Below are 1,291 nucleotides of genomic sequence, written 5' to 3'. Positions count from 1 at the left end.
GTGATGCTCTTATCTCTGGTTCTTCATATATTCATAGCAATGCCTCTTTAACAGCTAATGAAGATATCTGTGATGATGCATATCCTGAGTTTGGTAGCGAAGATGATTATTATCGTCATGAGTATTATGCTGATTTTGAAGGGTATTATGACGATGATGATAACAGCGAATATGAAAGTGATGCTGCGTAAATGACACGCGCGGGCGCGGCGGGGGCGCCCTCCTTTAAACATCTCATTTAAAAATTTAAATCTCTATAAAGGAATTGTGCTCATGCAAAAGAAGTTTGCACTCACAAATGAAACGCGTGTAATTAATAATCATACCCTTTATCGCATTAAAGCATTAAAAGACTTTGCTGATGTTAAGGCTGGTGCCTTGGGTGGCTTTATTGAAAAGGAAGATAACCTCTCTCATGATGGCAATTGCTGGGTGTATGATGAGGCTCTTGTGTTTAAAAATGGTCACGTTTATGAAAATGCAAGGGTATATGGCAATGCTGCCATTGGTGGTTTTGTTTATGGCAATGCGCATGTATATGATAAAACCCGCGTGTATTTTGGAGCTCATGTTTATGATAATGCGCATCTTTCTGATAAGGTGTGGGTTTATCAATATGCAAGGGTTTATGGGAATGCAAAATTAACAGGAAGTGCACGCATTTATAGCAAAGCTGAGGTTTATGATCATGCTGTTGTAAGTAGCTCTTCAAAAATTTATGGCAAGGTTTATGGCAATGCTAGCGTGGGTGGGTATGTTAAGGTCTATGGTTCTGTTTATGGGAATGCAAAAGTGACTGGTTATCACACCATTAGAGGTTTGGTACATGGCAATGCAAGGTTAAAAAGAGATGGTTATTCATATGTCAAACAAAACTTTTATTATGCATATGGAATTCCTGAAGATTGTGAAATTTATGAAAACGATACCGTTGTAAAGATTATTGAAAATAACGCTGCTTAAATAAAGCATGGGCGTTGTGGGGGCGCCTGCTTTCCAATCCAATTTTCCATTTCAAATTTTAGAAAACGTTTATCACATTAGATTGTGAGGGTATCCCTATGTGCAAAAAATACGAATTAACCAGTGAAATCAAAAAAATCAAACATGCTCTTACTCGAAATATTATAAACCTTTATCGCATTAAAGCTTTAAAAGATTTCGATGATATAAAGGCAGGGTCTTTAGGGGGCTTTATTGAAAAGGAAGCTAATCTATCCCATGATGGCAATTGCTGGGTCTATGATGAGGCTTGTGTCTATGGTCATGCAAGAGTGTATGATGATGCAAA

At 37.6% G+C, this 1,291-nt stretch carries 1 protein-coding gene and 2 pseudogenes; all 3 read left to right on the top strand.

Annotated elements, in window-relative coordinates; translation table 11 throughout:
- Positions 1–191 (top strand): annotated as a pseudogene (locus ACFINX_RS10090) (hypothetical protein); the annotation flags it as partial.
- 82 nt (positions 192–273) lie between these two features.
- Positions 274–963: a hypothetical protein gene (locus ACFINX_RS10085; RefSeq protein ID WP_375668798.1), complete on the top strand. Its 690-nt coding sequence runs from the start codon at positions 274–276 to the stop codon at positions 961–963.
- Positions 964–1,061: 98 nt separating this feature from the next.
- Positions 1,062–1,291, top strand: a pseudogene (locus tag ACFINX_RS10080) (hypothetical protein); the annotation flags it as partial.

It is taken from the genome of Bartonella sp. AP36NXGY (assembly GCF_042195865.1).
In the GTDB taxonomy this organism is placed as follows: domain Bacteria; phylum Pseudomonadota; class Alphaproteobacteria; order Rhizobiales; family Rhizobiaceae; genus Bartonella.
The sequence above is the reverse complement of the archived record's forward strand: the minus strand, read 5'-3'. Positions and strand labels throughout refer to the sequence as shown.